Raw genomic sequence first — 23,280 nt, forward strand, 5'->3', positions numbered from 1 at the left:
TTAGAGTAGGCCGGCCTGATGCAAGACACCTGCGATGAGCAGGGCTTGCCCAAGATGGTAAGTGACAATGACAATGATCCCGCCAAGTTTGACCGGTGCAATTAAGCGGTGATTGGCAAGGGTCCAATCAGAAATGAAAAAGAGAGTAGCCCCCAGGCCTACCAGCAGGGCGGACGAAAGCGGCCAGTTGGGGCGCCATAACGTCAGCCAGGCCGAGAGAGTCATGATCCCGATGGCTAAGGTATAAATCATCACCGCCGGGAGCAACACCGTCGTTTCGGGCCGTTGGCTCAGGCCGCGGGCGAGTTGGCGGAAGCCCATTGCGGTAATAACGCCCAGAATAGCGGTGGCAACCAGCGTTTCAACCCGCACCGGTGGCGGGGTCGGGTTGAAGCCGATGATATAGGCGACATGGGCAAGCAAAAAAGCCAGTAAACCAAACAGAAAATAGCGACGTGGCATCAGCAAGGCGACGTCACCGAATAAAGCGAACAGCAATCCGATTCCAAACCAGCGGGTGGCTTCTTGCCATCCCCCCAGGGTGGTAAACGCCAGGATCAGCGCCAGCAACGCCCCCGGTTTCGCCCAATATCGAATCGCCAGGCGTTGGCGGCTCACGGCCCACCAGTCAATAACAGCGAAGATGGCCATCACCCCAAACCAAATCATAGTTGCTTCCTCATCGTTTCAGGGTATAACCCAGCCAGCGCAGAGCTTCCGGCTGGTTACGCCAATTTTTATTGACCTTGACGTGCAAATCCAAAAATATCTTGCGGCCGCTCATGGCTTCAATCTCCATGCGGGCGGTGGTGCCGATTTTTTTAAGCATCTCGCCCCCTTTGCCGATGACAATGGGTTTCTGGCTTTCTTTTTCCACAAAGAGGGTGGCGTGAATGTAAGCGGTGTTTTCATCCCGTTCTTCGTACTCGTCAATACGGACGGCAATCGCATGGGGAACTTCGTCGCGCAAGTGCAGCAGCGCTGCTTCACGGATCAATTCAGCGGCAATGTCGCGCTCGTAATAATCGGTGATTTGATCAGGTTCATAGTAAGGCGGGTGCACGGGAAGGAATTCCAGGATGGCTTGGAGCAGGTCATCCCGGCCTTGCCCGGTGGTGGCTGAAAGCAGGATGGTGCGCACCGCTTGTGGGGCCAATTCGGCATAGGCGGCGTGTTGGGCGGGTAAGTCTTCACCGCTGACCAGGTCCACCTTATTGAGAGCGAGAATGAGAGGTGGGGCATGGCGTAACTGGCGCAGGCGCTGGGCGATCAGGCGGTCCTCTTCGCCGGGCAGGCGGTGAGCTTCCACCAGCCAAACCAGGACGTCAGCATCCTCCAGGGTCTCTTCAGCGACGCGGTTCATGTATTCGCCCAGTTTATGAACGGGGATATGAAGCCCAGGGGTATCCATAAAAATGATTTGGGCATTTTCCAGGGTTAAGATGCCCAACTGACGGCGGCGCGTGGTCTGGGGTTTGGGTGAGACGGCGGCGATTTTTTGCCCGAGGTAGGCATTGAGCAGAGTAGATTTGCCCACGTTTGGCCGCCCGATCAAGGCCACAAAACCGGCTTTGTAGGTTGAAAGGTCTTGGTCCATGGTTCAAAAATCCTTTTTGATTTCGGGAAGAGTACGCGGCATTGGGCGTAGAAAATTGACGACGGCCACACCACTGATAATCAGGGAGCCCCCGGCCAGCAGATGCCAATCGGGGCGCTCGTGGAGAAAGATGGCGCCCAGGATCACCCCGACCAGAGGAAAGATATAGGTCACCAGGGTGGTGCGGGTAGGGCCGATGGATTGGAGGAGGGAATAATAAAGCAAGGTTGCCACGCACGAGCCCATCAGGCCCAGCCAGAGGGCGGCCACCCAGGTGATGGGTTGATGGGGTAGGGTAAAAGGCGCTTCGATGGTAAGCGCCAGGGGGAGCATGACCAGGGTGGCCATAAAGGATTGCCCCAACGACTGCACTTCGGGGGTCAAGTTGCGCACTTTTCGGCGCGCATAGACGGCGGCTGTGGCATAAGAGACGGCGGCCAATAGCATGGTCAGTTGTCCCAGTTTGGGGCGGGTGAGATCGCCCTGGACCTGATTGGCCATCAGCACCACCACACCCAAGAATCCGACCAGCAACCCCAATCCCTTGGGAAGCGTCCATGGGTCATCGGCCAGAAAAAGTGGAGCGATTAAAAGGGTAAAGAGAGGCACGGTGCTGTTGAGGATGGCGGCCATGCCGGAAGAAATATATTGCTCGCTCCATGAGATCAGGACAAACGGTAAAGCCATGTTGAGCAACCCCAGGATGAAGAACGCAGGTAGGAATTCACGCCAAGGGAGGTGTGCCCGGTGTAGGCGAGCAACGATCATCAATCCCAGAGTCGCGAAAAATACGCGCAGAGCGACCAGGGTAAATGGTCCTAGTTCCTGCACCCCAATTTTGATCCACAGAAACGAAGAGCCCCAAATCAATCCCAGTAAAATGAACTTAAACCACTCTCTGATTGACAATGGTATGTCCCTCCAATTGTAAGAGCCATGCCTTGGTGGGAAGTCCTGCGCCACCACCGTAGCCGTGTAGAGAACGGTCGCTGCCGATGACACGGTGACAAGGAATGATGAGCGGGATAGGGTTATGAGCCATGGCGCTCCCGACGGCGCGGGCGGCGTTGGGGCGGCCCAGGTGTAACGCAATCTCCCCGTAGGTGCGTATTTCGCCGTAGGGAATCGTGTAGGTGTATTCTAGAATCGGGCGAGACTTGGGCGAGATCACCTGCCAGTCAATCGCCACCGTGAATTGGCGCAGTTGGCCCGCCAGATAGGCGGCCACCTCGTTCAAGGCTTGATCAAGAATGGTCGGCGCGGTTCGGTCGTCGTTGGGGTGGGTGGTGACTTGGACCTGCCCAATGATCAGGCGTACGACACCGCGGGGGCTTGTCCAGATACTGACAGGTCCAATGGGAGAAGTTTCTAGGTAACCTGTTGCCAGGGGAAATCCATCTTCCAGGAGGTACTGAGAGGTGCTCAAACGAGTTTTAGACATGAATAAGCCTCGCTTTCGGGAAGGTTAGTAATTCGAGGTATAGTCAATGAGCCCTTGTTCACGAGCTACCCGTTCACACCAGCGAAAAACGGCCCAACTGACGACTCCCAATGCCAGGGTCATCAGAGCCAGCCAACCCAACAATTGAGCACTACTGACGTTGCTAAACGTTGGAAAGGCTTGAGCGACCTGACCGACCAGCGCGCGGCGCATCAGTTCTAGCCAGTAGGTAATTGGAAGGGCGTAGCCGATGGGACGCAGATAAGCCGGCAAGACCTCCAGGGGAAAGATGGCGCCGGTGAAGAGAAAAAGCGCTCCGGCAACGGCATCCCCAATGTAATAGGAATGGCGTGCTGTGAGCAACGTTACTCCGGCTAGGAGCAAGCCGACCAGTGCCAGCATGACGGTACCCAGTAGTAAACTGACCAGAAATAACGGCCAGTCTATACTGGCCAACGAGAGGGGCATTTTGAGCAGCCACACCCCAAAGGCAATGATAATCAGAACGGCGAAGGTGGTCGTGAGAAAACGGGCAATCCCGCGCCCAAAGAGATAAAGTGGGATATTCAGGGGCGCAACATAGATATATTTCAAGGTGCGATAATGCTCGCGATCATCGATCACTGCCCAGGAAACACCCGTGGTCACCGCGCTGACATACTGATAGAAGGCATTGCCCAGATAGAGATAGGCAAACATAGGGGTGTCAAAGGCTTGTTGGGAGACCACGCGATACATGATGACCAAAATGCCCGCCGCGGCCAAGGGCTTGATGATTGAATAGATGGCAAATAAGAAAGGATCTGTCCAGTTGGATTCGATTTGCCAACCCAACCAGGCGGCCATTCGGAATGAACGTAGTGCTGAGGAACGGAGCATAAATAAACCTTATGAGGGTATTTTAACGCCGATTTTCGGTTAGTCGGGCTTCCTCGCGCGCCAGGCGCTCCAGCGTAGCCAGAAGCCAGCGGGCGGCAATCAGAAAAATGACCGAGAGCACTGCCAATATGGCAATTTCCAGTGGCACACTTAAGAAGCCCAAACTGGGGCCACTGCGGAAGGCCAATTGGCGCATGGCATCCAGACCGAGCGAGAGGGGAATAACCGAAGCCCCTAAAGCCACCCAAAACCCCAGGTTTTTCAGGGGGAAATAGAACCCTGAGAGTAAGTAGACCGGCTCCATGGCCAGATTCACGTAGTGCCAGGCCTCGCGGCTGAAGAGCAAGAAGACCGAAGCGGTCATCATCCCTAGCCCGTAAAGGGCAATCATGGTAAGGGCAAACACGGCCAGTAGTTGCCAGGGGTTGATGATTACGTAGTGCACGTTAAACAGCAGGGTGCCTAAGGCAATAATGGCACCGGCGCGGAGCAGGGTAGCGATCATGCCCCCGATCGCCATGCCCAGCAAAATTGCCATCAGCGAGGTTGGGGCAATAATGTAAAGTGCCAGGTTGCCCTGCTCTTTTTCCCAGTACAACTGGCTTGACATGCTCCACAGTACGTTCATCCAAAAGGCAATCATCGCCCCGCCGATGACGACAAAGCCGACATAGTCTTCAGGGGCCCCGATCGCCCGATAGACGTACACGTAAGCCGCCACGTTAATCAGGGGCAGAAGCACCTCAAAGATCAGCCAGGATTTCTCGCGCTGTTGCCCGATAACTCGGGGGTAAGCCCGGCCGATGACCGTTTGCAGAAACAGACGCCAGCCGCTATTCTTGCGGATCGGCGTGGTAACCGTTACCGCGCTCACGCTCTACCTCCTCCATGCGTAACCCGACCAGTTGCACGAAAACGTCTTCCAATGAAGGCTGGCGTTTTTGCAGGCTGCGCAGGTGTGCCTGCTGGCGTTCAAGTTCGCCGATGACCTGGGGTAGCACGCTTTCCTCGGCCAGGGAGATTTCAATCTCCAGTCCGCCATTGTGCCATTGTTGGTGCAGTCGCAAAACCCCCGGCAAAGTTTCCAGGGCTGGAAGGTTTAGGGCTTGATCAGGATCAACCACGAGTTGGAAGATGGCCTCGTGTTGAACCTGTTGCTTGAGATGTTCCGGGGTATCGCAGGCCAGAATCCGTCCGTTGTGGATGATGGCCACACGATCACACAACTCCTCTGCTTCTTGCATGTAATGGGTGGTGAGTAGAATAGTGCGTTGGGGGTTTTCGTCCATCCAGTGGCGGATGAACGCGCGGACCTCGCGTGCAGCCTGAACGTCCAGGCCAAGCGTGGGTTCGTCCAGGAAAAGTACCTCGGGATCGGTCATAAAGCCGCGCACGATGTTCATCTTCTGGCGCAACCCGGTCGAAAGATCGGATGATTTGGTGTTGGCACGGTCGGCCAAGCCGATCATCTCCAATAGCATTTGAATGCGTTGGTGCGCAAGGCGGCTGGGAATGCCATAGAACTGGGCAAACATCCAGAGATTCTCACGCACGGTGAGCAACCCATAGCCGGAGGTTTCGCCTCCAGAGACCATATTGATGCGCGGACGCACCTTATCCGCTTCCCGCACGACATCGTAGCCAGCGACCCAGGCTTGACCCCGGGTTGGGGCAAGCAGGGTGGTTAATATTTTGATCAGGGTGGTTTTTCCGGCGCCGTTTGGCCCTAAAAGCCCGAAGAGTTCACCTCGGGGTACGCTGAGGTTAACCTCTTCGAGGGCAACACGTTCGCGTAATTCACCCTTTTTAGCCCCGCGAATCTTGTAGATGCGGGTTAATGCTTCGGTTTTGATGGCAAGCGTGTTGAGGGGCGATTCGATGTTCACGTTTATCCAGACCTCCAGGGTTTGATTGTAGAAGGAATGTTCAATATCGCGCATTCTATCAAATAAAATGTTACCGAGGTATGATCGTTCACTCAAAAGAAAATGTTACCGGAGTGAACGAGATGGCCGAAACCGATCCAATGACCGTAGATGAGCGTCGCAAGTACTTACACAAGATACGGCTGCGGTACTGGCGGGCGGAAGGGCGCAAAGAGCGCAGCCGTCTGCTGGATGAAGCCCAGGCCGTGACCGGCCTGCACCGCAAATCGCTGATCCGTTTGCTGAATGGGGAGCTAGGACGCAAGCGGCGTAAGCGGGAGCGCGGCAAGAGGTATGGGCCGGAGGTAGATGCGGCGATTGCGGTGATCGCTCGCAGTCTGGATTATCCCTGTGCCGAACGTCTGCAACCGAACCTGGTCTGGATGGCCAGGCACTTGCAAGCGCACGGTGAATTGCTCCTGAGCGAGACAACGCTGGAATTGCTGGGAAAGATCAGCATTTCCAGTGTGCGGCGGCGCTTGCCGGCTTCGCAACGGGCTGCCCAGCGCCTGGCGCATCGGGTGGGACGCCCGGCCCCGACTTCCAGCGTGAAGTCGTTCATCCCGATGCGGCGCATTGCCTGGGAGGAACGTCAGCCCGGGCACCTGGAAGTCGACCTGGTGCACCACTGCGGCTTAAGCTCCCAGGGACAATACGTCCACACCCTGCAACTGGTGGACGTGGCCAGTGGCTGGAGTGAGTGTGTGGCAGTGCTGGGACGCTCCTGGCTGGTCATGCAGGACGGCTTTGAGCGCATTCGCCAGCGTTTACCCTTCGCAATCCGCGAATTGCACCCGGATAACGGCAGCGAGTTCCTGAACGCCCATCTCCTGCGTTACTGGAAGGACAAAGTGAAAGCAGACGTTTCGCGCAGCCGTCCCTTTCACAAGAACGACAATCGCTTTGTGGAAGAAAACAACTTCTCGCTGGTGCGCGCCTATGTCGGCTATGGTCGGCTGGACACGGTGGAACAGACCCATTTGCTCAACCAACTCTATGACAAACTCTGGCTATACCATAACTTCTTCCAGCCCGTCCTGCGCCTGCAAGAAAAACGCATCCGCTCCGAACAAACGCCTGCCAAAGTCAAACGTATGTACGCTCCTGCCATCCCGCCTCTCGAACGGCTCATCCAGGCCGGTGCACTCTCCCCGGAGAAACAGGCGGCCTGCCTGGCCCTGCGTGAGCAAACCAATCCCATGCGCTTGCGTGAAGAGATCCAGGCGCTGGTTGACCGCCTCGCCCACCTGCCCTGTGCTCCAGAGGGTCAGGTGGAGGATGTCCGCCTGACCTTACAACAGCCAGAGCATTCACATGTCTGATCGGCTGGTCGTTGGCTATCAGCGCTTGTGTGGCACCCCCGAAGGCCAACTGGCCAGATTGTTCTTTGACATTCAGCTTTTCCATCCCACCTTCCCTGAAAGGAGTGGCCGCTTGGGTAACATTATCTTTTGGCAGAACAATAGCCGTTCGGTAACATTATCTTTTGGCTTGACACGTATCGTCAATGCCTTTTTGGGGCCTTGGTTGCACTAGAACTGATGGACAGGAAATCCCATTAAATCCAGGTGGTGAGGAGAATTTGTCAGGTAATTGTAAGGTGTGCGTAGGTTAAGCGTAGGTTTTGCGTCAAGAAAACTGATCTGATTTGTGCTAATATACAGGCAAGGGCGACTTCTCTTCTTCTCCTCCTTAAATAGCGAGCCGGAGTCGGCGTCTCCGGCTCGCTACGATTTAACCCTCGTTTTATTTACTATAAAACCTTCGATCTTGCTTGGGTCGAAGGTTTTGTCGTTTCCCCTATAATTGAAATGACCTCATTTTCAGGGATGGTTTAGAGACGATGCCGTCACGTCGACAGATAATGAGTTTAACCTTGCTTCTTTTGTGGTTATCCCTCAGTCTGGGGTTATATTACGCCGTGCACAAGCCTTTTACCTCGTCCGAAGGGTTGAGGCTACTGCAGGCGGCAGGACAGTTGGGCTGTGCAGTGGTGCTGGTAGCGCTAATGGGAGGCCTGGGGCGGCGCTTATTTCCATTGAGCATACTTTCCCCCCTGGAACAAGTAGCGCTCCAGGCTGCGCTAGGGGCGGGTTTGTTAGCCTTGGCGACTTTGGTGATAGGAGTAACACTGGGGATAAGTCCCTGGCTGTTTAGGTTGAGCGGGGTGGCGCTTCTGATCGTGTTGCGGCGGGACATCTGGTCTTGGTTAGGGGAATGGCGTGCGCTTAAGCCTTTATGGGCTTCGGCCACCCGTGCTGGCCAGGTGCTGGCTCTAAGCAGCGGCGCTTTGATGTTCATCGCCTTAATGTTTGCACTAGCGCCGCCCTTGAAATGGGATGCCCTGATATATCATCTGCTCTTACCCCGGGTTTATCTCAGCGCGGGACGAATTGGGGATGTGCCCTGGATTTTGCGTAGCGGTCTGCCCCAGAATGGGGAGATGCTCTACACCTGGGCCATGGCCTGGGCGGGCACGGAAGCGGCAACAGCGCTTGGTTGGGTGTTGAGTGGAGTGGCGCTGGTTGGTCTCTTGGGGTGGCTGAGCCGCATTCTAGATGCACGTGCTGCGTGGGTGGGGATCAGCGCTTTGCTGATTGGGCAAAGCGTGTGGCAGGGGATGGCCTGGGGCTATGTGGATTGGCTGGTATTACTTTACGGTGTGGGTACTTTGATCGCCTTACATGCCTGGTGCCAGCACCGCGATCCCCATTGGTTGAGCCTGGCCGGAGTCATGGTGGGGTTGGGTTTGGGCGTGAAATATACCGCCGGCGTGTTGGGAGTGGGGGGCATGGCCGTTATTCTGATCCGTGCTCGGCGTCATAAACAACCTATTCTTGCGGCATTCGTGCGTTTTGTTCTCCCGGCAGTTATTGCCGTTTTACCGTGGTTGCTCAAGAACCTCATCCTGACCGGTAACCCTGTTTATCCCTTGCTTTTTTCGAGTGGTGTGGTAACGTCGTTTCGGCTCCGTTTGTTGCAGCACGCTCAGGTTTTCGGCCACCCTGTTGGGGACACGTTGTTTTTGCCGGTGCGCGCGACCTACTTGGGGCTAGAAGGGGCAGAGGGTTACAGTGCCGACATCGGCCCCTTACTCTTGCTGCTGAGCGGATTGGCCGGATTGGCCTGGCGTCAGGCGAATCCAACCCAGCGGTTGGCATTCGTGGTTATGGCAGTCTTATTTGTAAGCGGCTGGGCTATCTGGGCGGTCGGGGGACGCATATCCAGCCTGCTTCAACAGACGCGCTTTTACTTTGGGATACTGCCGGCCTGGGCAGGGTTGGCGGCAATGGGCGAATGGGGTAGTCGGACTCAAGTATGGTTGGGGGTGCGAGTGCGGCGCCTGGTCATGACAGCGATTGGGGTTGTTTTGGCGCTGGGGGTTTATCAAGCTGTCATCGTGACTCTGGATAGCCGGGTGGTCGAGGCGGTCACCGGGAGAATTTCTAACGAGGCCTATCTCCGCACCAATTTGGGGAGTTTCGGGCTTGCCATGCAGACGCTGCCAACCCTACCTCAAGGGAGTCGGGTGTTATCGCTCTACGAACCCCGTGGGTTCTATTGCTGGCCGCAGTGTTTACCGGATGAGTCGTTAGATCGCTGGCCGTTGGATTGGATGGCTTATAGTTCCCCTGAGGCGATTCTGCGCACTTGGCGTGAGATGGGATTCACGCATGTCTTGGTCTATCGGGCGGGGGTGGACTTTTTACGACACGATAATAATCGCCCTTATCCGCTTAGTATTTTGGATGGACTGGAACAAACGCTTCCCTTGTTGATCTTAGAGCAGGACTGGGGCGCACATGCCTTGTATCGCTTGCCCACGCAACCCTAAGGGCGAGGGTCAGTCCATCTCCTGACGCCCGGCCAGGGCGCGCAACAGCGTGTTCTGGTCGGCGTATTCCAGATCGCCCCCCACCGGCAAGCCGCGCGCCAGGCGGGTGACACGCACACCCAGGGGCAGGAGTTGCTGACGAAGGTAGAGCGCGGTGGCATCCCCTTCCAGGCTGGGGTTGGTAGCCAGGATTATCTCACGCACACCCCCGCGCTGTACCCGTTCTAGCAGCGGACGGATTTTCAGATCATCGGGGCCAATGCCCTCGATGGGTGAGAGCACACCATGCAGAACGTGATAGCGGCCCTTGAAGGCGGCCGTGCGTTCGATGGCCAGGGCATCCAGCGGCTCCTCCACGACGCAAATCAGGCTTTCGTCCCGTTCTGGGTCGGCGCATATCTCGCATAATGACTGACCGGCGCGGGTAATATTGAAGCAATTTTCACATAACGCTGTCTGGCTTTTGAGGGCGAGCAATGCTTCAGCCAATTGCCGTGAAATCTCTTCCGGGGCACGTAGGAGATAGAAGGTCAGCCGTGCTGCCGTTTTAGGGCCGATCCCCGGCAGACGCTCAAACGCCAGAGCGAGATTTTGCACCGGTTCGGGCAAGACCGCCATGGTATCCTCCGCTCATCCCTGGGGCTAGAGACCCAGGTTGCCCAACGCAGCGCTGAGCGGTCCCAACCGCTCTTCGGCCAACTTGCGCGATTGTTCCAGGGCTAAATTAATCCCGCTTACCAGTAAATCCTGAAGCATCTCCACATCCAGGTCTTTGAGCAACTCGGGGTCAATTTCGACGCCCCGACAGACCTGGGCGCCGGTCATGGTCACTTTGACGGCGCCACCTCCAACTGAAGCGGTCACCGTTTCTTCGGCGAGTTGGGCTTGCAGAGCTTCCATTTGTTCTTGTAAGCGCTTGATTTGGGCCATCATGCCCCCGCCTTGAGTCGGGAGGCCGCCGAAACCGCGCGGAATACCTTTACCTTTCGCCATGTGTTGTTCACTCCTGATCATGGGTTGGATTTGGTTCGCGTTTAACGATTTTTGCCCCCAAGTTGAGGGCGGTGCTGACCATGCCATCAGGCTCGATGCCGAATTCTTCCGGTAGCGTGGTGGCTTTATTGCCGACCACGGTGCAAACGATGGGTAAATCCACGCCCAGAACTTGCCGAATGGCTGCCCGGGTAAGCGCAATATTCTCACCCGCCTCCATTTTTGATTTAAGGATTTCGGTGGCGAATCCCAGAATTAAGGCGCCATTGTGCACTTGAACGACCTTGCAAGAGTTTAAAAGGGCTTCGGTTTGGGTGCGACGTCCTTTGATAAGAGCACGAATGCGCGCCCAATGTTGAAGCACTTTTTTTGTATCCGGCAAGTTTTCGGTGGGTGCAGAGGTGCTGGCACTCTCGGCGGTGATTGAGGGTGGAGTTTCCACCGGGGTCGGAGGGGGAGGCGTAGGATGCGGTGTGGAGGGGGCGCTTTTGGCTGTGTGCACCGGTGCGGAAGTTGCTTTGGATGGAGAGGGTGGTGTGAGCGTAGATTTAACCTCAGGTGCAGTCACAACAGGTCCAGGGTGTGGGGAGGATACTTGGACGGCCTCTGGTTGGGGTTGAGGTTCAAAGGCCAAGGTTTGGGCCAGGGCTAATTCCAGCAGTAAAGCGGGGTGCCATGCAGAGCGGACTTCAGTAGCCGCCTGATTGAACTGCTGAATTGCTTCTATCAAATAAGACAGGGTGAAGCGGTGCGCTTGTTCGGCCATTTGGCTGCGTTGTTCAGGGGTGGCTTCGATGTGATCGGCGTTGCCCATCAGGATCAGCATCAGGTTGCGCAGATAATCTACCGTCTGGCGGGCAAATTGGCGGGCATCAGCGCCGCTTTCTAGCGCTTGATGGATGCAATGCAGGCCTCGGGCAGCGTCACGTTGCAGGATCGCTTCGGTCAAATCCACTACGCGCTGATCGGTCGCTGTACCTAAAAGGGCTTGTGCCGCGGCCAGTGTCAGGGGTTGGTCACTGGCGGCCAATTGATCGAAGAGAGAAATGGCATCGCGCAGACTACCAGTCGCTTGGCGGGCAATCAGTGCCAGGGCCGACTCCTCGGCCTCGATCCCTTCTTGTTGCGCCAATGATTTGAGATGCGCGACGATTTGAAACAAAGGAATGCGCCGGAATTCGAACCGTTGGCAGCGCGAGAGAACGGTGGGAGGAATTTTGTGAATCTCGGTGGTAGCAAGGATGAAGATGGCGTGTGGGGGTGGTTCTTCCAGAGTTTTGAGCAGCGCGTTGAAGGCGGCGGTGGAGAGCATATGCACTTCGTCTATAATGTAGACCTTATACCGCCCTTCTCCCGGGGCCAGGTTGATCTTGTCGCGCAGGTCGCGCACATCCTCAACGCTGGTGTTGGAAGCGGCATCAATCTCAATCAGATCCAAAAAACGACCCTCATTGATGGCCTGGCATGGTCCACATTGATCACAAGGACGGTGGGCAGGATCGGGGTCAAGACAATTAAGGGCTTTGGCAAGCAGGCGCGCAGTGGTGGTTTTACCAGTGCCACGGGGCCCAGCAAAGAGGTAAGCGTGGGCAATGCGCCCACTGCGCACGGCATTGCGCAAGGTCTGCACCACGTGCTCCTGGCCGATTACCTGTTCCCATAGACGGGGGCGCCATTTACGATAAAGCGCTTGGGGCATGCTCTCCCTCTTCTGAGGATTGGCACGGACGGACCTGCTGGAAAACCCGCTCAATTTCCGCATCAAGGTTCAAGAGCGGTAACTGAAACTGCTCCAACGGGACGTGTAAATTGTAATTGAAAATGCGTTTATTTAGCATGGTCAATCGGGCGCGAAAGTGTGCCTGAGCCTTTTCCCAATTGGGCTGGTTAGCGGCCAGGGCTAATTCGGCCCGCGCGGCTTGCAGGTCGGCCTCAATCTCGCGGCGAATCTCAATCCAAGGTAAAGTAAAGCCATGGGTGCGGAGAAGATGGAACGCCAGCCGCCATTCAGGTGGTTCGTAAGGATTGTCATTAAGGTTGAGAGGTTTACCACGCCCGGGTAAATGATCGAATGCGCCGGCTTCCATCGCGGCACGGATTTTTTCTTCAGCCAGACGTTCTAACACGTCCATAGGGTCCTTCCTTCACGGAATGATGTACTCTGCCCGCAGGTTGCCCTCGGGATCTAACAGGCGTACTTTGTCGCCACGTTGCCAGGCGGAGGTTTCCAGACCCCAATAGAGTTCAATAACGGTATTATTGCCCCGCCGGGTGTAGATACGCACCGATCCATTAGGGCTCAGGGTAAGGTTAGGGAATTCAAACGCTTGCCCACGGGGGTTAACCAAACGCCATCCTTTTAGCCATAAATCGCCTTCACCTAATCGCTTGAGGAGGATGGCTTCGTGCGCCACATCGCCCGGGGCAAGCACCTCAGCAATGGTGATCCAAGCCTGGTCTAAGGAGGGAAGGGTAGGGGTGGGTGAGGGCAGAAAAGGTGATGCCGAGAGCAGTGTCTGCGTTGGCGCGAGAAGCATTGCCGGAGAGGTAGAGAGGGATTGACCTGCCAACGGCGCCGGACGCTGTGCCCGATCCCACAAAGTGAGTACGATTAGGGTCGTCAGCGCTGAGACCAGGATGTTAAGCAGGATATAGGGAAGTAGACGTTTGAGCATAGATATCCTGTGCTGAATAATAGCATAAATTGGGCTAAAATGAGGGTTGAGAGTGCGATGGCTTACCTGATTGATGGGCACAACCTGATCCCCAAGATTCCGGGACTGAGCCTGGCAGATCCGGATGATGAGATGCGATTGGTTGAGGTGGTGCAGGCCCTGTGCCGGCACCAGCGCAAGCGGGCAGAAGTTTTCTTCGATCAAGCGCCACCGGGCATGGCGGGTTCACACCGTTCAGGGTGGGTTTTGGTGCATTTTGTGCGCCAGGGTTTGACGGCGGATGAGGCGATTGCGCGCCGCCTTAGGTCGCTGGGGGGAGAGGCGCGTAACTGGACGGTAGTGTCCTCCGACCACCGCGTCCAGGCTGAAGCGCGAGCCCATGGCGCACGCGTGGTATCCGCAGAAGAATTTGCCCGATGGCTTCAGGCGACTGACTCGTCTGCACCGGCAAAGCCGAGTTCCAAAGAAGCGCCGCTTTCGCCGGAAGAAGTGGACTACTGGCTGCGTCTATTCGGAGAAAAAAAGACCAACCGTCGTTCGTCGTCTAAGCCCAAATAAAAGCCCTCGCTTCCAATGCACGTAGAAGCGAGGACAAGCAAAGAGGAGAAGGGGATGCCAACGAAAGTCCCGTTTAAGTCTGGGGTGTGGCTTTCCGCTGTCTAAGACGGAACATTGCGTTGATCAGTGTGACCCCAATAACCGTGAGGGCAATGAGCCCTAGGTTGCGCACCACCTCGGCCAGTCCCTGGATGAAAGTGCCTTCTGTGCGAAAGTCGCGATCAAAGTCACGTCGGTTGAAATCTCGGCCGTTGAATTCAGACCTGAAAGGGAATACATTGCGATTTGTACCAGCCGGATCGCGGAGGCCAGACTGGTCTGCGAAGACAAAGTTAAGCCGACGATCCTCCTCAAAAACGGGTTGCAAGCCAATCCCTGGCAACCAACCGGCATTGACGGCATGGTAGAAAAGAACGGAGAGGCCGATAGCCGTTCCTAGGATCAGTAAGGTACGCCAAATAATCTTGAGCATGGTGGAACCTCCTGAACTTTAATGGGTTGATTGCTGTGGTGGGTTCGGTTCAATCGAAACAACTGGCTTACGCGCTGATCTGAGATTCAAGAGGGGTTTGAGCACATAGCGCCTTATCATTCCGGTAACCCAATCCCAATTGAGAGCGAAGTGCAGGCTCACCAGGAACAAGGTCAGATTGGCGGTGAGATTGTGCAGGCCACGCCAGATGGTATTGCGAGCGATATGCAAGCCCAGAGTTGGTAGGACGCTGCGCGAGATTAGGAGCCCGCTAGACATGGCCAGGGTAAATGCCACGAATAATAAGGCATCCACAATGAACTTCAGCCGAGAACGGTGAAAAACTTTTTTGAAGAAGGATGCCCCGACATGGGTGATCCACTCCCAATGGAGCAGAAGGTGAATGATTACTGCCGCGCTCAACCCGATGGCCAGCCACTCGTGCCATGGAATCCCGGTGAGCGGGGGTGACATAATCACCAAAAATACGGTCAGCAGGGTCAGATCCAGGAACAGATTTGTCTTGTGCATACGAGACACTCCATAATTTTCAAATCTTGCGTTCCATATTTTGCAAGGTCATCATTCAGATTGGGTTTAGACCTGATATATATGTGGATAATTTTGGTGATCAATGGTTTTTAAATCACCAAGGGGTGATCATTGTCACCCCCTGGTGGTGGTCTCAGCCTCCGGTGTGGATCATCCGCTGGCTTTCTTTTCCAGCATTTGAATCAACGGGTCGAGGAACAGGCGATTCAGGCCAAAATTGCGACGCATGGCGGCTTGAGTGGGGTTGGGGGTGCGTTGAGTGGTGGTAGTGGCATTAGCAGGGGGACCAAAACCGAATTCCCCGCCGGGAGCACCGGGTCCAACAGGCTCACCACCTCCGGCAGAACGCTGAGCCTGAAACTGGGCGATCCGGGTGGCACGCTCCGACTCGCTAAGGTTGGCGAAGTTCCCGTTTCCACCCTCAAAAGTGCTTTGGATGCCAAGGGAATCCATCAGGTTCTGGAGGTCTTCTTGGGTCATTTGCAAGGTTTGGATGTAATTGCGCTGTTCAGTGGTCAAGGCTTCCTCGATTTGGCGGTAAACCGCATTGAGTTCATCCGGAGAGGTGGTTGCGCTGGTGCTGAGAGTTTTGACGGCTTTCCAAAACGGGAGCAAGGTCCTGGCTTGGTCAGGGGTAATGGCCAAATTGGTCTCTTCTAGTTTCAGGATACCAATTGCCAATTTACTTTCCAAAGGCAGGTTAGCGAAGTTAAACGGTTGGGGGGTGCCTCGCCGGGCTACATTTGAGGAAGCAGTGCTTGGCGCGCTGGCATTGGCGTTACCGCTGGCGCAGGCGCCTAACCCGATTGTCATGAGCAACATCAGGATTAACCAGAAGGTTTGTTTCTTCATAGACTACTCCTTGGGCAGAGGTTATTCGTAACGTAAAGCGATGATTGGATCTAAGTTAGCCGCTCTACGGGCGGGTAAGTAACCGAAGAGAATGCCCACTAATGCCGCGGAAGTGAAAGAAACACCGATAGCATAAGGCACGATGACGGTGCGCATTCCACTGACCATGCCGAATAGGTAAGATCCGGCGATTCCTATGCCAATGCCGATAACTCCTCCCAGAAGGCTGAGCAAAAGAGCCTCGGTCAGAAATTGAATCTGGACGTCCTCGGGAGTGGCGCCAACCGCCTGCCGCAAACCGATCTCCCGGGTTCGTTCCGTCACGCTGACCAACATGATGTTCATAATCCCGATACCGCCAACCAATAGGGAGACGCTGGCCACCCAGATGAGAAGATTGCGGAAGGTGGCCGTGGTGGATTCGCGGGCTTTGATAATATCGGCTTGGGTGCGAATATTGAAATCGGGGCTATCTGCGCTAACCTTGTGGCGATTGACCAAGAGGAGTGTAATTTGCTCTACAACCTGATCAATGTTGGCTGTGGGTTCCACTGCCACGGTGATCTGGCGCACTCGATTACCCATGAAGCGGGCAAATTGTGAGGGGGTGAATTTCTGAAAGACCACCTTGATCGGGGTGTAAATGATCTGGTCAAAGTCAGTGCCGGCAACTAACCCCTTTTCGGCCAGAACGCCGATGACCGTCAGTTGTGTTTTATTGACCGTAATTACTTGACCAATCGGATCTTCATCGCCGAACAACTTCTCGGCTAAGGTCTTTCCCAAGACGGCGACCTTTTGTGCTCGTTCTACCTCGGTGGCCGTGAAGTAACGTCCATTGGCCACACTTAACCCGCGTACGACGGGATAGTCCGACGTAGTACCCAGCAAAGTTACACCCTCCAAGGTCACATCACTTCGGCGTACAGTGACGCTGGCTTGTTGATCCACGGTTACCCCGGCCACTCCTTTGATTTTCTCGCGGATAGCCGTCACGTCATCGTACACTAGTCCGCCTGCGTTCTGAGGGCGCTCACCCGGTCCCACGCGGCTAAAGGTAGATGAGATGAAAATCAAGTTGGAGCCCAGGCTATAGATGGATTCGGAAATGGCAGCCTCGGTGCCGGCGCTGATGGCCATCATGACAATGACCGCTGCTACCCCGATAATAACTCCCAGAGTGGTCAGCAAAGACCGCAATTTATTTGCGCGCAGGCTACGCCACGCTTCTTTTATGATTTCATTGATCATGGTGTGCCTCCACAGCAAGTTCGGTGCGTGAATCCGAAGGGGGCGTGGTGGTTAATAGACGCCTGTGACCATTGGACTGATCGGATATCAGATGGCCGTCGCGTATCAGCAGGATGCGTTCGGTGTATGCCGCAATCTCTGGGTCATGGGTAACCAGGACGATGGTGCGTCCTTGCTCGTTAAGGCGTTGCAAAAGAGCCAGAATCTCTTGAGAGGCGTGGGAATCCAGATTGCCAGTTGGCTCATCCGCTAGGATCAACGCAGGGTCGTTGATCAAGGCGCGGGCGATGGCAACGCGTTGCTGCTGCCCACCTGAGAGTTGGTTGGGGTAGTGATGGGCTCGGTCAACCAATCCAACGCTTTCCAGCATGGCTAAGGCGTGCCGACGGGCCTGGTCTGCAGAAAGGCGTTGGTCCCGGCGATAGAAGATGGGCAAGAGAACATTTTCCAAAGCCGTCAAACGGGGCAACAGATTGTAGGATTGAAAAACCATACCAATCTTGCGCCCCCGGATTAAAGCTAATTCACGGCGGCTGTACTGACTCACTTCAATACCATCCAGGAAGTAACGGCCCTCAGTGGGACGATCCAGACAGGCCAGGATGTTGAGCAGGGTGCTTTTTCCTGAACCGCTTGGCCCCATGATGGCCACAAACTCGCCCTGACGAATGGTGAGGGTAATGCTATCCAGGGCCATTACTTGTGCCTCACCGGTGCCGTAAACCTTTTTCAGATTTTCGGTGCGGATAATCATGAGATCCTGACTCATTCTTGTGTCTCCACGTTACCGGTTGTGACCACATCTCCTAAATTGAGACCGGATTTGATCTCGGCATAGGTGCTGTCTTTTAACCCAACTTCTACAACTGTTAGTCGAGGTTGACCGTCGGCGCCAACCACGAAGACGGCATATTGCCCGTCTCCAAGATCTCGGAGTGCCTCAATTGGAACAACCAGAACATTCTCGGCGCGTGCGGTGATGATCGTCACGGTTGCATTCAGGCCTTCTAGAAGGGTTTCTTGGTTGTTGGCATCCATCTCCAGCCTGATAGCGCCTTTCAGCACCTGATAGCCGTTAACCGTCTCAAGGGTTGGATTGAGGCGGATCACGGTACCTTTGAAAACCCGATCAGGAAGGGCATCGAAGGTGATCTCGGCCTCGGCGCCGATCACCGCTTTATCCATATCGGTTTCGTCAATTGCGAATTCCACAATGGGATGGAAGAGGTCGGCCAGTGTGATAAACGTGGCCCCAGCGTTGACCGAGTCACCCACTTGCCCGTTGATTGCCGTGATCACCCCATCAAAAGGCGCTTTCATCACCGCCCCATCGAGGTTCTGGCGCGCTTTTTCCAGGGCTAATTTAGTGTTTTCGAGGTTGCTTTGAGCCTTAGCCAGTTCTACCGGATCAATGCCGTTGTTTTTCTCCAGGGTATCCACTTTAGCCTGAGCCTGCTTTAGGTTGGCTTCGGCAATGGCCAGATTGGCTTGAGAGGTCTCAATCTCATAATCGGTATATCCCAGGCAATAGGTATAGTTGGCATAGGCTGTTGCCACTTGATTTTTTAGCGGCAAAATGCGCGTTAGATAGAAATCCGAATCATATTGTCCGCTGAATTCATCGAGTTTCTCTTTCAGACGCACATATTGATCGTAATAGGCTTGGATGGTGTCTTTATCGCAGCGGGTGTAACCTTTTTGTTTGACTTTGGACTTGGCATCGTCATAGGCCTTTTGAGCCTCGGCCAATGCCAGTTTGGCATTGGCCAGGTTTGCGGCTGCGTTATCATAAAGGCTCTGGAGATCATTTTCAGCCAAGGTCACTTGCAATTCAGCGTCTTTCACCGCTGCTTGGAGTGAGGTCAAATCGGCAAGTTCGGCCAATACCTGTCCTGCAGTTACTTTATCCCCCACTTGAACGTTGATTTTGGCAACCTTGCCCGCAACCGGAAACGAAAGTTGAGCTTCCTGACCGGCAACTAGCGTGCCGCTGCCCGTGGCAGAGAGCACAATATTGCCCCGACGTACAACAGCCGTTTTAAATCCGGGAGTGGGGGTAGCAGAGGTTTGGGCAGCCTTGCTCTGGATTACAAAACCAAGGCTGATGATGAGTATGAGAAGCAAGGCCAACAAGGGAAGGTAGATTTTCCTTGGAACTTGGAACAAGGATTTAACGGTTGTTCCCATGTGACACTCCCTGAACATATAGTTTGGATTCACTCTATATCCTAACCTCGCCCTATTCAGTTTTCGTTTAGATTGCATGAATTTTTTGCAATCTTGTCGTTCAAATTCTCAACCCCTTCTAAATCAGATTTAAATCATTCTGTGTTACGCTATAAGTAACCCGGTATGGAGGAACGGAATCATGCCAACGACAATCCTGGTGGTGGATGATCAGGCCAGTGTCCGGCAGTTGCTGCACGAGTATCTGAGCGAACACGGGTTTCGTGTTATTACGGCCTCAGACGGCCAAAGTGCGCTTTATACGGCGCGGCGCGAGAATCCGGATTTGATCCTTCTTGATCTGATGATGCCCCATATGGACGGCTATCAGTTTATTAAGCAGTTTCGTCAGGAGCGCCAAACCCCAATCATTATCGTCACCGCACGCGAAGAAGAATCGGATGCGGTTTTGGGTTTGGAATTAGGTGCAGATGATTATGTAGTCAAGCCCTTTCGTTTGCGCGAACTGGTAGCCCGCATTCGGGCTACGCTGCGGCGGGTTTCAGAGGAAGCCGAGCGAACAAAAACGCTCCATGTGGGCGATCTTTGGGTGGACGTGCAAGCCCATGCGGTAAAGGTGCGCGAGAAGGAGGTCTATCTGACCCCTTTGGAATTTGACTTGTTGGTCACATTGATGCGGGCGCCAGGACGTGTCTTTACGCGTGATGAGCTGGCCAACCGGCTCGCAGATAGCGGGTTTGCGGGTGTGAGCAGCACCCTAAATGTTCATATCCGCAACTTGCGGTGCAAGATTGAGAAAGACCCCGGTCACCCCGAATGGATTGAAACCGTTTTTGGGGTGGGTTATCGGTTGCGTAAACCGGAGTGAAATGATGCGTCAATCATTGTATTGGAAGATTACCCTGGCCTTTATCTTGGTGGCGTTCATCTCGGCGGCATTGGTGACACTGGTCGTACGGGCAAGTAGTCCAGATCGCTTGAGCCGTCTGATTATTGAACAACAACAGGAGACGCTTAAGCAATTACTGGTTAACTACTACGTGACGCGTGGCTCATGGGAGGGCATCGAGCAAGCGTGGTGGCGATTGGAAGCGAGGATGGTCCCTACACCGGTGATTCGAGGGACGGATGAGGCTTCAGTCACACCGGTTGAACCTCAGGAGCGCCTCGGCTTCGATCGTGACCGGCGAAACCTCTTTGGTCTGGCCGATGCTGAAGGAAAGGTTCTTATAAGTGTAGACCCGGCTTATCCGCCGGGTAGTTATATTCCGCTGGAGCGTCTCCAACGCGATGGTATTAAACTTAGCGTGGGCAACGCCCCAATTGGTTACCTGCTCAGGGCTGCACGTGTGCCGGCCTTTAATCCGGCTGAAGCGCTCTTTTTGCGCCGGACGTACCAAGCATTAGCCCTGGCATTAGGAGGGGCTTTAATCGTAGCCGCCTTGATCGGTGTGTGGCTGGCGCGCCGGCTTACTCGTCCCTTAAGGGCTTTGACGGAGGCAGCCCAGGAAATTGCTCAAGGAAATCTGGAACAGGAGGTTACAGTTGCCTCGAGGGATGAAATCGGCCAACTGGCGCAGGCCTTTAATCAAATGAGCCGTGAAGTGGCGCGGGCAAACCAAATGCGGCGGCAGATGACCGCCGATATTGCGCATGACCTGCGTACGCCGCTGACGGTGATTGCCGGATATATCGAATCCATGCGGGATGGAATCTTAGCCCCTACACCGGAGCGCTTTGCTATGATTTATACTGAGATTGAGCGGTTGCAAAAGATGGTGGAAGATTTGCGCCTTCTCTCCCAAGCCGATGCAGGTGAATTACGTTTAAATTGTCAGGCTGTGCATCCTGGAGTGATCCTGGAGCGAGCGGCAAGCCTTTTTCAACACCGGGCCACACAGAAAGGCATCACGTTACGAGTCAACGGGAATGAGAACTTACCCCCTGTTTGGGTGGATGAAGATCGTATGATGCAGGTGATGGACAACTTATTGAGTAATGCGTTACGGCATACCCCGGAAGGGGGTGAGGTGATTTTAGAGGCGAAATCCTCGGAGCACGGAGTGGAATTCATTGTACGTGATAGTGGCGAAGGAATTCCGCCGGAGGAAATTCCCAAGATTTTTGAACGCTTTTATCGCGCCGATAAGTCACGGCATACCGAAGACGGCGAGAGTGGCCTGGGGTTGGCGATTGTTAAAGCCATTGTAGAAGCGCATAAGGGACGGGTCTGGGCGGTTTCGGTTCCCGGCGGTGGCACAGCTATTCACTTAGAGTTGCCGGTGGTCTTCTAGAAGAATCGCCCTAAAATTCTTAAATTGTTTTAATGCAAAGTTGACAAAAATGGTGTATATTATCCACAGACACCGAAAAAGTTATTTAACGGTAGTTGGTGTCCCACCAGAACTGCAAGCCAGCGTGTCCCCCCCACGCTGGGAAAAAGGTAGATGGTGGCATTCCCTCCCTGAAGGGCGTCAGGCATGTCCCCCCCATGCCTGACGGCTCTTTTAAGGCGTAGATTATAATTTCTTCAAATACATTGGCTCGAGGGATACACTGTGGGGATCAATGAAGATTCTTCTCTTTCAGGAAAATGGTTAGCTTTGGGTTTGGTTGGGATAGGCGCTTTCTCTGTTCCTCTACTTGGTTATTTTGTAACCTCAACTTTTATGCGTTACAGTGGGGATGATTATTGCTATGCAGCTTCGCTTATTCAGTTTGGTTTTTGGAAGTCTCAGTGGTTATCTTATACACAAATTCTTACCTACAACGGTAATAGATATGCATTAACTCTTTTCTCAAACCTGGCTGATTTACTTGGACCAAGGTTTAATGGCTTCTTGCCAGGTATCATGCTTGTCCTATGGCTGTTGGGGCTAGCTTTTTTGCTGAAGACAAGTTTTGAGGTCTTTTCAGTTCGGGTTCTTTCCAAGCCCGTGTTTGCTTTTTGGTTGGCTGAAATCCTTGCTTTCTTTACCCTTTATCAGACTCCTGACATTGCACAGTCATTATATTGGCGGTCGGGGATGCTACCCTATTTTGCTCCTGTTGTTGCGAATGTATTGCTTCTCTTAGGGGTGTCTCAAAGTGCGCTTCGATCTTGGAGTCTATGGAGCGCTGGAATTTTAGCGTTTTTCTTTTCATGGCTAAGTGGTGGTTTTTCGGAGACTGGTGTGATGTTTCAAGCAGGGCTTTGGGGGGCTATATTTGTCATTATTTGGTTTAATCGTAATCGTGCAGGGCGCATGCGGTATATTTCACAAATAATGCCTTTAGTAATTGCTGTATTGGTTGGAACAATCATTGCGGCAATCACATTGGCGTTTTCTCCTACGCTTCAAGATCGAAATTTGCCTTCCCCAGTTTTGAGCCGAATATCAAAGAGCCTTTCAATGGCGGGGTGGAATACGTTTTTGTTTTATTACCTAATGCTTCGACGAAAGACACTGCCCATGTTACTCAATCTGGGATTGTTTATGTTTTTAGGATTGTCTTGGGCTCCACAAATGGATAAAAATTGGCTGTCTATAAGGAATGTATTTTTAGCGTGGATTATAGGTGCGGCGATCACCTTTCTATCTATGCTTCCTTTTGCCTATGTACAGCAATCTTATCCTGAGCCTCGGGCTGTGATCATTATGCAATGGATTGCCACTGTGATAGTGTCACTGTCAGGTTGGTGGACTGGAGGATGGCTCAAACAGGTTCTATTATCCAATCTTAAAGGGAAAACCAATTTTCTCTATAACCTCTCCTTCCTAGTTCTACTGTTTTTATGCCTGTTTCCAGTTTGGGAATCAAGACAAATATATAATGATTTACCTCGGTATCAAAAGTGGGCCGCATTTTGGGATCGTCGGGACGCTCAACTACGAGACTTGGCTCGCCAAAATGTCCATGAAGTTCAGGTGATTGAGATTGATCATATCATCCCTAATGTCGGCGATCTCTCCCCTGATCCTGGATATTGGTATAACCAATGTGCTTCCAGGTATTATGGCGTCCAATCCATCTCCGCGAGTTTACCCGGTTGGGGTGAGAAATGAGCGCCTCCCTGACCAAG

At 53.9% G+C, this 23,280-nt stretch carries 25 protein-coding genes; 7 read left to right on the top strand and 18 right to left on the bottom strand.

Annotation, left to right across the window (positions count from 1 at the left end; all coding sequences use genetic code 11):
- Genes QYE77_RS11565 through QYE77_RS11595 form a run of 7 tightly spaced genes read right to left on the bottom strand, consistent with a single transcriptional unit; the run spans position 1 to position 5,803 of the window.
- Positions 1–669 (bottom strand): lysoplasmalogenase, encoded by a 669-nt coding sequence (locus QYE77_RS11565; RefSeq protein ID WP_315625570.1) that lies wholly within the window; start codon positions 667–669, stop codon positions 1–3.
- Between the two features lie 10 nt (positions 670–679).
- A complete protein-coding gene (era, locus tag QYE77_RS11570) occupies positions 680–1,597 on the bottom strand; it encodes a GTPase Era (protein WP_315625571.1) in 918 nt (305 codons plus the stop codon).
- Between the two features lie 3 nt (positions 1,598–1,600).
- Entirely contained in the window at positions 1,601–2,506 is a 906-nt protein-coding gene (locus QYE77_RS11575) for a DMT family transporter (protein ID WP_315625573.1), read from the bottom strand.
- Positions 2,484–3,038 carry a methylated-DNA--[protein]-cysteine S-methyltransferase gene (locus QYE77_RS11580; RefSeq protein WP_315625574.1) on the bottom strand — a complete coding sequence of 185 codons (555 nt, stop codon included), beginning with the start codon at positions 3,036–3,038 and terminating at the stop codon, positions 2,484–2,486. Before QYE77_RS11580 ends, QYE77_RS11575 begins: the two co-directional genes overlap by 23 nt.
- Before the next feature lie 24 nt (positions 3,039–3,062).
- Positions 3,063–3,917 carry an ABC transporter permease gene (locus QYE77_RS11585; RefSeq protein WP_315625575.1) on the bottom strand — a complete coding sequence of 285 codons (855 nt, stop codon included), beginning with the start codon at positions 3,915–3,917 and terminating at the stop codon, positions 3,063–3,065.
- Between the two features lie 22 nt (positions 3,918–3,939).
- Positions 3,940–4,791 (bottom strand): ABC transporter permease, encoded by an 852-nt coding sequence (locus QYE77_RS11590; protein WP_315625576.1) that lies wholly within the window; start codon positions 4,789–4,791, stop codon positions 3,940–3,942.
- Entirely contained in the window at positions 4,751–5,803 is a 1,053-nt protein-coding gene (locus tag QYE77_RS11595; RefSeq protein WP_315625577.1) for an ABC transporter ATP-binding protein, read from the bottom strand. The genes QYE77_RS11590 and QYE77_RS11595 overlap by 41 nt, the downstream gene beginning before the upstream one ends.
- Before the next feature lie 80 nt (positions 5,804–5,883).
- Here QYE77_RS11595 and QYE77_RS11600 point away from each other — a divergent pair, with 80 nt between their 5' ends.
- The 3 genes from QYE77_RS11600 to QYE77_RS11610 all read left to right on the top strand — a co-directional run bounded on the left by QYE77_RS11600 (position 5,884) and on the right by QYE77_RS11610 (position 9,677).
- A complete protein-coding gene (locus tag QYE77_RS11600) occupies positions 5,884–7,164 on the top strand; it encodes a hypothetical protein (RefSeq protein ID WP_315625578.1) in 1,281 nt (426 codons plus the stop codon).
- Positions 7,157–7,378, top strand: a complete 222-nt coding sequence (locus tag QYE77_RS11605; RefSeq protein WP_315625579.1) for a hypothetical protein — start codon at positions 7,157–7,159, stop codon at positions 7,376–7,378. Before QYE77_RS11600 ends, QYE77_RS11605 begins: the two co-directional genes overlap by 8 nt.
- 307 nt (positions 7,379–7,685) lie before the next feature.
- The gene (locus tag QYE77_RS11610) at positions 7,686–9,677 is read left to right on the top strand and encodes an ArnT family glycosyltransferase (protein WP_315625580.1); all 1,992 of its coding nucleotides are present in this window, start codon (positions 7,686–7,688) and stop codon (positions 9,675–9,677) included.
- Between the two features lie 9 nt (positions 9,678–9,686).
- Here QYE77_RS11610 and recR read toward each other — a convergent pair whose 3' ends face one another.
- From recR to QYE77_RS11635, 5 genes are read right to left on the bottom strand one after another with little or no spacing between them, the layout of a single operon-like run.
- A complete protein-coding gene (gene recR, locus QYE77_RS11615; RefSeq protein ID WP_315625581.1) occupies positions 9,687–10,295 on the bottom strand; it encodes a recombination mediator RecR in 609 nt (202 codons plus the stop codon).
- Between the two features lie 24 nt (positions 10,296–10,319).
- Entirely contained in the window at positions 10,320–10,670 is a 351-nt protein-coding gene (locus QYE77_RS11620; RefSeq protein ID WP_315625582.1) for a YbaB/EbfC family nucleoid-associated protein, read from the bottom strand.
- 7 nt (positions 10,671–10,677) lie between these two features.
- Positions 10,678–12,369: a DNA polymerase III subunit gamma/tau gene (dnaX, locus tag QYE77_RS11625; RefSeq protein WP_315625584.1), complete on the bottom strand. Its 1,692-nt coding sequence runs from the start codon at positions 12,367–12,369 to the stop codon at positions 10,678–10,680.
- Positions 12,347–12,802: a DnaJ family domain-containing protein gene (locus QYE77_RS11630; RefSeq protein ID WP_315625585.1), complete on the bottom strand. Its 456-nt coding sequence runs from the start codon at positions 12,800–12,802 to the stop codon at positions 12,347–12,349. The genes dnaX and QYE77_RS11630 overlap by 23 nt, the downstream gene beginning before the upstream one ends.
- A 12-nt stretch (positions 12,803–12,814) precedes the next feature.
- Entirely contained in the window at positions 12,815–13,345 is a 531-nt protein-coding gene (locus tag QYE77_RS11635; protein WP_315625586.1) for a lamin tail domain-containing protein, read from the bottom strand.
- A gap of 57 nt (positions 13,346–13,402) precedes the next feature.
- On the opposite strand from QYE77_RS11635, the gene QYE77_RS11640 reads away from it, so the two are divergent.
- Positions 13,403–13,903 carry an NYN domain-containing protein gene (locus tag QYE77_RS11640; protein ID WP_315625588.1) on the top strand — a complete coding sequence of 167 codons (501 nt, stop codon included), beginning with the start codon at positions 13,403–13,405 and terminating at the stop codon, positions 13,901–13,903.
- Positions 13,904–13,976: 73 nt separating this feature from the next.
- On the opposite strand, the gene QYE77_RS11645 is transcribed toward QYE77_RS11640, so the two are convergent.
- From QYE77_RS11645 to QYE77_RS11670, 6 genes are all read right to left on the bottom strand, one after another.
- Positions 13,977–14,375 (bottom strand): hypothetical protein, encoded by a 399-nt coding sequence (locus QYE77_RS11645; protein ID WP_315625589.1) that lies wholly within the window; start codon positions 14,373–14,375, stop codon positions 13,977–13,979.
- A gap of 18 nt (positions 14,376–14,393) precedes the next feature.
- The gene (locus QYE77_RS11650) at positions 14,394–14,906 is read right to left on the bottom strand and encodes a DUF4405 domain-containing protein (RefSeq protein ID WP_315625590.1); all 513 of its coding nucleotides are present in this window, start codon (positions 14,904–14,906) and stop codon (positions 14,394–14,396) included.
- A gap of 171 nt (positions 14,907–15,077) precedes the next feature.
- The gene (locus QYE77_RS11655) at positions 15,078–15,779 is read right to left on the bottom strand and encodes a hypothetical protein (protein ID WP_315625591.1); all 702 of its coding nucleotides are present in this window, start codon (positions 15,777–15,779) and stop codon (positions 15,078–15,080) included.
- A gap of 21 nt (positions 15,780–15,800) precedes the next feature.
- Entirely contained in the window at positions 15,801–17,030 is a 1,230-nt protein-coding gene (locus QYE77_RS11660) for an ABC transporter permease (RefSeq protein WP_315625592.1), read from the bottom strand.
- A complete protein-coding gene (locus QYE77_RS11665; RefSeq protein ID WP_315625593.1) occupies positions 17,020–17,799 on the bottom strand; it encodes an ABC transporter ATP-binding protein in 780 nt (259 codons plus the stop codon). Before QYE77_RS11665 ends, QYE77_RS11660 begins: the two co-directional genes overlap by 11 nt.
- Positions 17,796–19,217, bottom strand: a complete 1,422-nt coding sequence (locus QYE77_RS11670) for an efflux RND transporter periplasmic adaptor subunit (RefSeq protein WP_315625594.1) — start codon at positions 19,215–19,217, stop codon at positions 17,796–17,798. The genes QYE77_RS11665 and QYE77_RS11670 overlap by 4 nt, the downstream gene beginning before the upstream one ends.
- Positions 19,218–19,398: 181 nt before the next feature.
- Here QYE77_RS11670 and QYE77_RS11675 point away from each other — a divergent pair, with 181 nt between their 5' ends.
- From QYE77_RS11675 to QYE77_RS11685, 3 genes are all read left to right on the top strand, one after another.
- Positions 19,399–20,085: a response regulator transcription factor gene (locus tag QYE77_RS11675; RefSeq protein ID WP_315625595.1), complete on the top strand. Its 687-nt coding sequence runs from the start codon at positions 19,399–19,401 to the stop codon at positions 20,083–20,085.
- Between the two features lie 4 nt (positions 20,086–20,089).
- The gene (locus QYE77_RS11680; protein WP_315625596.1) at positions 20,090–21,511 is read left to right on the top strand and encodes a sensor histidine kinase; all 1,422 of its coding nucleotides are present in this window, start codon (positions 20,090–20,092) and stop codon (positions 21,509–21,511) included.
- A 264-nt stretch (positions 21,512–21,775) separates the two neighbouring features.
- Complete coding sequence (locus tag QYE77_RS11685) at positions 21,776–23,263, top strand: hypothetical protein (RefSeq protein ID WP_315625597.1); 1,488 nt, start codon at positions 21,776–21,778, stop codon at positions 23,261–23,263.
- The last annotated feature ends 17 nt before the right edge of the window (positions 23,264–23,280 follow it).

Origin of the sequence: Thermanaerothrix solaris (assembly GCF_032334255.1) — a bacterium.
Taxonomy (GTDB): Bacteria; Chloroflexota; Anaerolineae; order Anaerolineales; family Anaerolineaceae; genus Thermanaerothrix; species Thermanaerothrix solaris.

What these genes read in the sequence shown, in the direction of transcription:
- QYE77_RS11565 (WP_315625570.1), bottom strand. Translation starts at nt 669, where the DNA reads ATGATTTGGTTTGGGGTGATGGCCATCTTCGCTGTTATTGACTGGTGG.
- era (WP_315625571.1), bottom strand. Translation starts at nt 1,597, where the DNA reads ATGGACCAAGACCTTTCAACCTACAAAGCCGGTTTTGTGGCCTTGATC.
- QYE77_RS11580 (WP_315625574.1), bottom strand. Translation starts at nt 3,038, where the DNA reads ATGTCTAAAACTCGTTTGAGCACCTCTCAGTACCTCCTGGAAGATGGA.
- QYE77_RS11585 (WP_315625575.1), bottom strand. Translation starts at nt 3,917, where the DNA reads ATGCTCCGTTCCTCAGCACTACGTTCATTCCGAATGGCCGCCTGGTTG.
- QYE77_RS11600 (WP_315625578.1), top strand. Translation starts at nt 5,884, where the DNA reads ATGATCGTTCACTCAAAAGAAAATGTTACCGGAGTGAACGAGATGGCC.
- QYE77_RS11605 (WP_315625579.1), top strand. Translation starts at nt 7,157, where the DNA reads ATGTCTGATCGGCTGGTCGTTGGCTATCAGCGCTTGTGTGGCACCCCC.
- QYE77_RS11610 (WP_315625580.1), top strand. Translation starts at nt 7,686, where the DNA reads ATGCCGTCACGTCGACAGATAATGAGTTTAACCTTGCTTCTTTTGTGG.
- recR (WP_315625581.1), bottom strand. Translation starts at nt 10,295, where the DNA reads ATGGCGGTCTTGCCCGAACCGGTGCAAAATCTCGCTCTGGCGTTTGAG.
- QYE77_RS11620 (WP_315625582.1), bottom strand. Translation starts at nt 10,670, where the DNA reads ATGGCGAAAGGTAAAGGTATTCCGCGCGGTTTCGGCGGCCTCCCGACT.
- dnaX (WP_315625584.1), bottom strand. Translation starts at nt 12,369, where the DNA reads ATGCCCCAAGCGCTTTATCGTAAATGGCGCCCCCGTCTATGGGAACAG.
- QYE77_RS11630 (WP_315625585.1), bottom strand. Translation starts at nt 12,802, where the DNA reads ATGGACGTGTTAGAACGTCTGGCTGAAGAAAAAATCCGTGCCGCGATG.
- QYE77_RS11635 (WP_315625586.1), bottom strand. Translation starts at nt 13,345, where the DNA reads ATGCTCAAACGTCTACTTCCCTATATCCTGCTTAACATCCTGGTCTCA.
- QYE77_RS11640 (WP_315625588.1), top strand. Translation starts at nt 13,403, where the DNA reads ATGGCTTACCTGATTGATGGGCACAACCTGATCCCCAAGATTCCGGGA.
- QYE77_RS11645 (WP_315625589.1), bottom strand. Translation starts at nt 14,375, where the DNA reads ATGCTCAAGATTATTTGGCGTACCTTACTGATCCTAGGAACGGCTATC.
- QYE77_RS11650 (WP_315625590.1), bottom strand. Translation starts at nt 14,906, where the DNA reads ATGCACAAGACAAATCTGTTCCTGGATCTGACCCTGCTGACCGTATTT.
- QYE77_RS11655 (WP_315625591.1), bottom strand. Translation starts at nt 15,779, where the DNA reads ATGAAGAAACAAACCTTCTGGTTAATCCTGATGTTGCTCATGACAATC.
- QYE77_RS11660 (WP_315625592.1), bottom strand. Translation starts at nt 17,030, where the DNA reads ATGATCAATGAAATCATAAAAGAAGCGTGGCGTAGCCTGCGCGCAAAT.
- QYE77_RS11665 (WP_315625593.1), bottom strand. Translation starts at nt 17,799, where the DNA reads ATGAGTCAGGATCTCATGATTATCCGCACCGAAAATCTGAAAAAGGTT.
- QYE77_RS11670 (WP_315625594.1), bottom strand. Translation starts at nt 19,217, where the DNA reads ATGGGAACAACCGTTAAATCCTTGTTCCAAGTTCCAAGGAAAATCTAC.
- QYE77_RS11675 (WP_315625595.1), top strand. Translation starts at nt 19,399, where the DNA reads ATGCCAACGACAATCCTGGTGGTGGATGATCAGGCCAGTGTCCGGCAG.
- QYE77_RS11680 (WP_315625596.1), top strand. Translation starts at nt 20,090, where the DNA reads ATGCGTCAATCATTGTATTGGAAGATTACCCTGGCCTTTATCTTGGTG.